Origin of the sequence: Pseudomonas gessardii, assembly GCF_001983165.1 — a bacterium.
Classification (GTDB): Bacteria; Pseudomonadota; Gammaproteobacteria; order Pseudomonadales; family Pseudomonadaceae; genus Aquipseudomonas; species Aquipseudomonas gessardii.
This window is the reverse complement of the sequence record NZ_MNPU01000012.1, coordinates 123,927-133,065: the sequence shown is the minus strand read 5'-3', so window position 1 is coordinate 133,065 and position 9,139 is coordinate 123,927. Positions and strand designations below refer to the sequence as shown.

Genomic DNA, 9,139 nt, shown 5'->3' with positions numbered 1-9,139 from the left:
ACGACTCAAGCCCTGGTCATCATTGGTCGCAAGCTGGCGCGTATCGCCTTTTCGCTCATGAAAAATCTGAGCGAATACCAGTCAAAAGCGGTTTTGGGGGCTTCCCCAAAACCATAGAATCTCCCACCCTTTAGATCGGGGCGATCAGGGTTTCAGCGTTCGCAGTTGCTCGATCGTGATCTCCCGCATCCGAAACTTCTGGATCTTCCCCGTCACCGTCATCGGAAACTCTTCGACAAAGCGGAAATACTTCGGTGTCTTGAAGTGTGCAATGCGCCCCTTGCACCAGGTTTGCAGCTCCAGCGCGTTGGCCACGTGCCCCGGGTGGAACTTGATCCAGGCCACGATCTCTTCGCCGTAACGCTCATCGGGAATGCCGATGATCTGCACATCGGCCACCGCCGGGTGGGTAAAGAAGAACTCCTCCAGCTCCCGTGGGTACACGTTCTCGCCACCGCGAATGATCATGTCCTTGTTGCGCCCGGCGATGCACACATAGCCCTGCTCATCCATGCTCGCCAGGTCGCCGGTGTGCATCCAGCCAGCGGCGTCGATGGCCTCGCGGGTGCCTTCGGGGTTGTTCCAGTAGCCAAGCATCACGCTGTAGCCACGGGTGCACAACTCGCCGATCTGCCCGCGCGGCACGGTGTTGCCGGCCTCGTCGATGATTTTGCTTTCCAGTTGCGGCTGGGTGCGCCCAACCGTGGTCACGCGCCGCTCCAGGTCGTCATCCGCGCCGGTCTGCAACGACACCGGGCTGGTCTCGGTCATGCCGTAGGCAATCTGCACTTCGCTCATGTGCAGGTCGCTGATCACCCGGCGCATCACCTCGATCGGGCAGGTGGAACCGGCCATGATCCCGGTGCGCAGGGTCGACAGGTCGAACGTGCTGCGTTGCGGGTGATCGAGCACCGCGATAAACATCGTCGGTACGCCGTACAGGCCGGTAGCGCGTTCTTCGGCCACGGCGGTCAGGGTCAGCAGCGGGTCGAAGCCGTCATTGGGATAGATCATGGTGGTGCCATGGGTGATGCAGCCCAGGTTGCCCATGACCATGCCAAAGCAATGGTAGAGCGGCACCGGGATCACCAGGCGATCCTGCGCGGTCAGGCCCAGGCTTTCGCCGACCATGTAGCCGTTGTTGAGGATGTTGTGGTGGCTGAGGGTGGCGCCCTTGGGGAAGCCCGTGGTGCCGGAGGTGTACTGGATGTTGACGGCTTGATCGAAGTGCAGGCTGGCCTCGCGGCTGTGCAGGTGTTCGGCGGGAATACCCGCGCCGAGGGCCGATAATTGCGACCAGGGCAGGAACCCCGAGGGCGGTCGCGCATCCAGGCTGATCACCCCGCGCAGCTCGGGTAATAGCTCACAGTGCAATTGGCCGATGCCCTGCTCCGCCAGTTCCGGCACCAGCGCCTGTAGCATCCCGTGATAGTCAGAGGACTTGAACGCGCCGGCACAGATCAACCACTGGCAACCCGATTGCTTGAGCACGTATTCCAGTTCGCTGCTGCGGTAGGCCGGGTTGATGTTGACCAGGATCACCCCAAGCTTGGCGCTGGCCACCTGGCTGATGCACCACTCGGCGCAGTTCGGCGCCCAGATGCCGAGGCGATCCCCGGCCTGCAGCCCCAGGGCCAACAGAGCGCGGGCATGCAGGTCCACGGCTGCGGCCAATTGCTGCCAGGTGTAGCGCAGCTGCTGATGGCGCACCACCAGGGCCTCGCCCTCCGGGTGCTGCGCCACGGTGCGGTCAAATGCCTGGCCAATGGTCATGGCCAGCAGGGCCTTGTCCTGTGGGCCACGGCTGTAGCTCTGATTCGGTTGATCCATGACGACCCCTATTGTCTTTTTTGTAGGTGGACGGTGCGCCGGTCAGGCGCGAGCTTGACGTTAACGTAAGCTACGATTGACAGTCATGCAACGCAAGTTTACGTTAACGTAAAGGTGACCGCCCAATGGCGTCGCCAGCCCCACAACAATAATGTTTATAGGTGCCCTCCCATGAGTTACCCGACCCTGAACTTCGCCCTCGGTGAAACCATCGACATGCTGCGCGACCAGGTGCAGGCCTTCGTGGCCAAGGAGCTGGCGCCACGGGCGGCGCAGATCGATATCGACAACCTGTTCCCCGTGGATATGTGGCGCAAGTTCGGCGACATGGGCCTGTTGGGCATCACCGTGGCGGAAGAATACGGCGGTGCCGGCCTGGGTTACCTGGCCCACGTGGTGGCCATGGAAGAAATCAGCCGCGGCTCGGCCTCGGTGGCCTTGTCCTACGGCGCGCACTCCAACCTGTGCGTCAACCAGATCAACCGCAACGGCAGCCACGAGCAGAAACTCAAGTACCTGCCCAAGCTGATCAGCGGCGAACACATTGGCGCCCTGGCCATGAGCGAGCCGAATGCCGGTTCTGATGTGGTGTCGATGAAGCTACGCGCCGACAAGCGTGGCAGCGTATACGTGCTCAATGGCAGCAAGACCTGGATCACCAACGGCCCCGATGCCCACACCTATGTGATCTACGCCAAGACCGACCTGGAAAAAGGCGCCCATGGCATCACCGCGTTTATCGTCGAGCGCGACTCGAAAGGCTTCAGCCGCAGCAACAAGTTCGACAAGCTGGGCATGCGCGGCTCCAACACCTGCGAGCTGTTTTTCGATGACGTCGAAGTGCCCGAAGAAAACATCCTCGGCGCGCTCAATGGCGGAGTCAAAGTGCTGATGAGTGGCCTGGACTACGAGCGCGTGGTGCTCTCCGGTGGCCCCACCGGGATCATGCAGGCCTGCATGGACCTGATCGTGCCGTATATCCACGACCGCAAGCAGTTCGGCCAGAGTATCGGTGAGTTCCAGCTGATCCAGGGCAAGGTCGCCGACATGTACACCCAGCTCAACGCCAGCCGCGCCTACCTGTATGCGGTGGCCCAGGCCTGCGAGCGTGGCGAAACCACGCGCAAGGACGCCGCCGGGGTGATCCTGTACAGCGCCGAACGCGCGACGCAGATGGCCCTCGATGCGATCCAGATTCTCGGCGGCAATGGCTATATCAATGAATTCCCCGCTGGCCGTCTGTTACGTGATGCCAAGCTGTATGAAATCGGCGCGGGCACCAGTGAGATCCGGCGCATGTTGATTGGTCGCGAACTGTTTAACGAAACCCGCTGAGGGAGTGCACCATGGCCACCCTGCACACCCAACTCAACCCGCGCTCGGCAGAGTTTGCCGCCAACAGCGCGGCGATGCTCAAACAGGTCGATGCCTTGCACACCCTGCTCGCCCAGGTCCAGCAAGGCGGTGGCAGCAAGGCCCAGGAGCGTCATACCTCCCGTGGCAAGCTGCTGCCGCGCGAGCGCATCAACCGCCTGCTCGACCCGGGCTCGGCGTTCCTCGAACTCAGCCAACTGGCGGCGTATCAGGTCTACGGTGAAGACGTACCCGCTGCTGGCGTGATCGCCGGGATCGGCCGGGTTGAAGGCGTGGAATGCATGATCGTCGCCAACGACGCCACGGTAAAAGGCGGCTCCTACTACCCGCTGACCGTGAAAAAACACCTGCGCGCCCAGACCATCGCCGAACAGAACCGCCTGCCGTGCATCTACCTGGTGGATTCCGGCGGCGCCAACCTGCCGCGCCAGGACGAGGTGTTTCCCGACCGCGAGCACTTTGGGCGGATCTTCTTCAACCAGGCCAATATGAGCGCCCAGGGCATCCCGCAGATCGCCGTGGTCATGGGCTCCTGTACCGCCGGCGGTGCCTATGTGCCGGCGATGGCCGATGAAGCGATCATGGTGCGCCAACAGGCGACCATCTTCCTCGCTGGCCCGCCCCTGGTGAAGGCCGCCACCGGCGAAGTGGTCAGCGCCGAAGACCTGGGCGGTGCCGATGTGCACTGCAAGATCTCCGGGGTGGCCGACCATTACGCCGACAGCGACGAACACGCCCTGGCCCTGGCCCGCCGTAGCGTCGCCAACCTCAACTGGCACAAACAGGGGCAGTTGCAGCAACGCACGCCGGTCGCACCGCTGTATGCCAGCGACGAGTTGTACGGGGTGATCCCGGCCGACGCCAAGCAACCTTTCGATGTGCGCGAAGTGATTGCGCGGCTGGTGGACGGCTCGGTCTTCGATGAATTCAAGGCGTTGTTCGGCACCACGCTGGTCTGCGGCTTTGCCCATTTGCATGGCTACCCCATCGCGATTCTCGCCAACAACGGCATCCTGTTTGCCGAAGCGGCGCAAAAAGGCGCGCACTTTATCGAACTGGCCTGCCAGCGCGGGATTCCCCTGCTGTTCTTGCAGAACATCACCGGTTTTATGGTCGGCCAGAAATACGAAGCCGGCGGTATCGCCAAGCACGGCGCCAAGCTGGTCACGGCGGTGGCCTGCGCCAAGGTGCCGAAATTCACGGTGATCATCGGCGGCAGCTTTGGTGCCGGTAACTACGGGATGTGCGGGCGCGCCTATGATCCGCGCTTTTTGTGGATGTGGCCCAACGCACGCATTGGCGTGATGGGCGCCGAGCAGGCGGCCGGTGTACTGGTGCAGGTCAAGCGCGAACAGGCCGAGCGCAGTGGCCAGGGGTTCAGCGCCGAGGACGAAGCGCAGATCAAGCAGCCGATCCTCGACCAGTACGAAACCCAGGGCCACCCCTATTACTCCAGCGCTCGCCTGTGGGATGACGGCGTCATCGACCCCTTGCAGACCCGCGACGTGCTGGCCCTGGCCTTGTCCGCCGCGCTGAATGCCCCCATCGAGCCGAGCCGCTTCGGCGTGTTCCGCATGTAATTGGAGCTGCACCCATGAGCGATTTCAACACCGTTGAACTGGTCAACGACCCCCGGGGCTTTGCCACCCTGTGGTTGAGCCGGGAAGAGAAGAACAACGCATTCAACGCCGAGATGATCCGTGAGCTGATCATTGCCCTGGACCAGGTGCAGGCCGATGCCGCCTTGCGTTTTCTACTGGTCCGCGGGCGCGGCAAGCATTTCAGCGCCGGCGCGGACCTGGCCTGGATGCAACAGTCGGCCGAGCTGGACTACCACACCAACCTCGACGACGCCCGCGAGCTGGCAGAGCTGATGTACAACCTGGCCAAGTTGAAGATCCCCACACTGGCGGTGGTCCAGGGCGCGGCCTATGGCGGCGCCCTGGGCCTGATCAGTTGCTGCGACATGGCCATTGGCGCCGATGATGCGCAGTTCTGCCTGTCGGAAGTGCGCATCGGCCTGGCGCCGGCGGTAATCAGCCCGTTTGTGGTGCAGGCGATTGGCGAGCGCGCGGCACGCCGCTATGCCTTGACCGCAGAACGCTTCGACGGTCAGCAGGCCCAAGCCATCGGGCTGTTGGCGCAAAGCTACCCTCTCGATACGCTGGAGCAGCAGGTCGAGCAATGGACCGCCAACCTGCTGCTCAACAGCCCGGCCGCCATGCGCGCCAGCAAGGATTTGCTGCGCGAAGTGGGTAACGGCACGCTGACCCCGGCGCTGCGCCGTTACTGCGAAAACGCCATCTCCCGTATCCGCGTCAGCGCCGAAGGCCAGGAAGGCCTGCGCGCATTTTTGCAAAAGCGTACGCCCAGTTGGCAGTCCCAGGAGCCGCGTTCATGAGTTTGCCGTTGATTACCTGCGTGCTGGTGGCCAACCGGGGCGAAATCGCCTGCCGGGTCATGCGCACGGCCAAGGCATTGGGCATGACCACCGTTGCCGTACACAGCGCCACGGACCGCAATGCGCGCCATAGCCGCGAAGCGGATATCCGCGTGGACCTGGGCGGCAGCAAGGCCGCCGACAGTTACCTGCAGATCGACAAACTGATCGCCGCCGCCAAGGCCAGCGGTGCCCAGGCGATTCACCCGGGCTATGGCTTTCTTTCCGAGAACCCAGGATTTGCCCGGGCGATTGAAGAGGCCGGGCTGATTTTCCTCGGCCCACCCGCCTCGGCCATTGATGCCATGGGCAGCAAATCCGCCGCCAAGGCGTTGATGGAAACCGCCGGTGTGCCGCTGGTGCCGGGTTACCACGGCGCCGAGCAGGACCTGGAAACCTTCCGCCAGGCCGCCGCGCGCATTGGCTACCCGGTGCTGCTCAAGGCCACCGCTGGCGGCGGCGGCAAGGGCATGAAAGTGGTCGAGGACGAAAGCCAGCTGGCCGAAGCCCTGGCCTCGGCCCAGCGTGAGGCGCTGTCATCGTTTGGCAATGCGCAGATGCTGGTGGAGAAATACCTGATCCAGCCGCGCCACGTGGAAATCCAGGTGTTTGCCGACCAGCACGGCCATTGCCTGTACCTCAATGAACGCGACTGCTCAATCCAGCGTCGCCACCAAAAAGTCGTCGAGGAAGCACCCGCCCCCGGCCTCAGCCCTGCCCTGCGCCAGGCCATGGGTGAGGCAGCGGTGCGTGCCGCCCAGGCGATTGGCTATGTCGGCGCCGGCACCGTGGAGTTCCTGCTGGATGCACGCGGTGAGTTCTTCTTCATGGAGATGAACACCCGCTTGCAGGTGGAACACCCGGTGACCGAGGCCATCACCGGCCTGGACCTGGTGGCGTGGCAGATTCGCGTGGCGCAAGGCGAACCGCTGCCGATGACCCAGGAGCAGGTGCCGTTGCGCGGCCACGCCATTGAAGTGCGGCTGTATGCCGAAGACCCGGCCAATGACTTCTTGCCGGCCACCGGGCATCTGGCGCTGTACCGCGAGTCGGCGCCAGGCCCGGGACGCCGGGTGGACAGTGGCGTCGAGCAAGGCGACGACATCTCGCCCTTCTACGACCCGATGCTCGGCAAGCTGATTGCCTGGGGCGAGGACCGCGAACAGGCACGCCTGCGCCTGTTGAGCATGCTCGACGAATTTGCGGTCGGCGGCTTGAAGACCAACCTGGGCTTTTTACGGCGCATCATCGGCCACCCGGCGTTCGCCGCGGCGCAGCTGGATACCGGGTTTATCCCGCGCTATCAGGAGCAACTGCTGCCGGTTGCAAGCGCGTTGAGCGATGCGTTCTGGCAGGCGGCTGGCCATGGGTTTATGCAAAGCCAACTGCCTCGGTTGCGGGACGACGACCCCGCCTCGCCGTGGGCTGCGACACAGGGGTTTCGTGCAGGCCTGCCTGCCGAGACATCACTGCACTTGAGCTGCGACGGTCAGGACCGCCTGGTGACACTGCAAACCACCACTGCGCCACAACTGCGCGACGAACAGCTGTTGATCGAAGACGCCGGCATACGCCGCTCGCACCTGGCCGTGCGCCAGGGGCCGACGCTGTTCCTGCGCTGGCAAGGCGAAATGCGCAGCGTGACGCTGTTTGATCCGATCGCCGCCGTCGAGGCCGGGCAAGCCCATCAGGGCGGCCTTACGGCGCCTATGAACGGCAGCATCGTGCGGGTGCTGGTGGAGGTCGGCCAGACGGTCGAGGCCGGCACGCAACTGGTGGTGCTCGAAGCGATGAAGATGGAGCACAGCATCCGCGCGCCCCATGCAGGTGTGGTCAAGGCGCTGTATTGCCAGGAAGGCGAAATGGTCGGCGAAGGCAGCGCCTTGGTGGAGCTGGAGGCCCAGGCCTAGAACTTCACCGTGGCCTGTACCACGACGCCGATGATCCGGCAGTCATCGGTCAGCAGCGCCTTTGGATAGGTCGGGTTGAGCGGCACCAGGTAACGCTGGCCGCTTTCTTCGATCAACTTACGAAAGGTCGCCTGGCTGCTGCCGGCCCATTGGGCCACCACCAGGTGGCCGGGTTCGGCGTCGAGGGCCGGGTCCACCAGGATCATCATCCCGTCGGCGATGCTCGGCCCACTGGGCGCGGTCATTGCGTCGCCGCTCACCTGCAGCCAGAACGCCTCGCCGCTGGCGTCGTAGTCACTCGCCTCAAAACGCCCAGGGCCATAGGCTGGTCGCGCTTCGTGCACCCGGCAGGGTTGCTTCCAGTCACTCACGGGGTAGCGAAAATACGGATTGTATTGAACGGCCGACGCGGTGTCGTCTGCCGGGCCGTCGCCCCTTTCGCGGATCACCAGCGCCGCTTCCAGGTAACCCAGGCCCAGCTCTTCGAGCACCCGGTTCATATCGGCAAGGCTCGGCACCCGGCGCTTGCCCAGCCAATGGCCAATGCCGCCCTGGGACATGCCCAGGCGCGCGGCCAGTTGATTCTGCGTGACCTTGCGGGCCTTCATGTTGGCTTTGACCAACGCTATCCATTTATCCATGGGGCAGACAATACCGGGTGGATTCACGGCGACAATAAACAGTTTGTAGTAATCAATCAAATGACATAAATACAGATCGTATTATTATCAACCCCACCTGTTCACCCTCCCACCCAGAGCACCGACCTCATGACCACAACCCCGGATCACCTGCCTGGCACACCTGATAACGACGAAATAAAGTTTTTGCAGGGCAGCGATGCAGCCCGACGCGCACTGGACTACTACTTGAAAGAAGAGACAGCCCCAACCTCGGACGAGGTGGCCTTTTTTGAAGCCAACCCCACTGTCAGCAGTGAAGAAGCCCTGGTCCATGCTTCGGACCTGCTGCGCAGCGCCGCCGCCATTGCGTATGAACTGGCGAACAACAAGCTGGGGGGCACCCGGGACCTGGCGTTTTCGGTGGTGTATCTGATTGATATGGCCAAGGCCATGCTGGAGCGTCCACTGCAACTGGCAGGCGGGAAAACCCCGTGAGCCGGTAGATGTGCAGGAACAGCGAGAAAAATATTTCTATCTGGACGATAAAAACATTTGACTTGCAAATGATAATGATTATTATTGCATGCAGCTGGTCGCGAGATCAGTCGATAGACCAAGGGACCTTAGGTCGGACTCTTGGAATATCTCCTCATCAGGCTAATCACGGTTTTTGACCCGGCTCTTTGGCCGGGTCTTTTTTTTGCCAGTTATTCTGGCGTGGCTTCAGGCTAATGAAGACTGTGTGTTGCTTGATGGCGCGCATGGTAGCAAAAGACCATCGCCGAAAGAAAGCCAAGAAAGCGCTCTGGCCCGGTTCTTTCCAAATTAGCACTTGAGAATCAATCTCATAGACTCTAAGCTGCTGCGGCGTCATGGACGACGCCCCCTCCTTTTTCGCAATCATTTGCGTCCAGACTTTACCCCGCGCCTGTGTAAACTGCCTGTCACAACTCTCATACTCA

General features: G+C 62.4%; 8 protein-coding genes. 5 read left to right on the top strand and 3 right to left on the bottom strand.

Features of this window, described 5'->3' with window-relative positions; translation table 11 throughout:
* Positions 1-144 precede the first annotated feature (144 nt).
* Positions 145-1,830 carry an AMP-binding protein gene (locus BLL38_RS11340; RefSeq protein ID WP_076962657.1) on the bottom strand — a complete coding sequence of 562 codons (1,686 nt, stop codon included), beginning with the start codon at positions 1,828-1,830 and terminating at the stop codon, positions 145-147.
* 171 nt (positions 1,831-2,001) lie between these two features.
* On the opposite strand from BLL38_RS11340, the gene BLL38_RS11335 reads away from it, so the two are divergent.
* Genes BLL38_RS11335 through BLL38_RS11320 form a run of 4 tightly spaced genes read left to right on the top strand, consistent with a single transcriptional unit; the run spans position 2,002 to position 7,554 of the window.
* Positions 2,002-3,165: an isovaleryl-CoA dehydrogenase gene (locus tag BLL38_RS11335; protein WP_076962656.1), complete on the top strand. Its 1,164-nt coding sequence runs from the start codon at positions 2,002-2,004 to the stop codon at positions 3,163-3,165.
* An 11-nt stretch (positions 3,166-3,176) separates the two neighbouring features.
* Entirely contained in the window at positions 3,177-4,784 is a 1,608-nt protein-coding gene (locus BLL38_RS11330; RefSeq protein WP_076962655.1) for a carboxyl transferase domain-containing protein, read from the top strand.
* A gap of 14 nt (positions 4,785-4,798) precedes the next feature.
* On the top strand, positions 4,799-5,605 hold the full coding sequence (locus BLL38_RS11325; RefSeq protein ID WP_076962654.1) for a gamma-carboxygeranoyl-CoA hydratase: 807 nt from the start codon (positions 4,799-4,801) through the stop codon (positions 5,603-5,605).
* Positions 5,602-7,554, top strand: coding sequence for an acetyl/propionyl/methylcrotonyl-CoA carboxylase subunit alpha (locus BLL38_RS11320; RefSeq protein ID WP_076962653.1), 1,953 nt, complete (start codon positions 5,602-5,604; stop codon positions 7,552-7,554). The genes BLL38_RS11325 and BLL38_RS11320 overlap by 4 nt, the downstream gene beginning before the upstream one ends.
* On the opposite strand, the gene BLL38_RS11315 is transcribed toward BLL38_RS11320, so the two are convergent.
* A complete protein-coding gene (locus BLL38_RS11315) occupies positions 7,551-8,195 on the bottom strand; it encodes a LexA family protein (RefSeq protein ID WP_076962663.1) in 645 nt (214 codons plus the stop codon). The genes BLL38_RS11320 and BLL38_RS11315 overlap by 4 nt on opposite strands.
* Positions 8,196-8,324: 129 nt before the next feature.
* On the opposite strand from BLL38_RS11315, the gene BLL38_RS11310 reads away from it, so the two are divergent.
* The gene (locus tag BLL38_RS11310; protein ID WP_076962652.1) at positions 8,325-8,672 is read left to right on the top strand and encodes a DUF6124 family protein; all 348 of its coding nucleotides are present in this window, start codon (positions 8,325-8,327) and stop codon (positions 8,670-8,672) included.
* A 166-nt stretch (positions 8,673-8,838) separates the two neighbouring features.
* Here the strand turns inward: BLL38_RS11310 and BLL38_RS11305 are convergent, their stop codons facing one another.
* Positions 8,839-9,051 (bottom strand): hypothetical protein, encoded by a 213-nt coding sequence (locus tag BLL38_RS11305; protein WP_130898216.1) that lies wholly within the window; start codon positions 9,049-9,051, stop codon positions 8,839-8,841.
* Between the last annotated feature and the right edge of the window lie 88 nt (positions 9,052-9,139).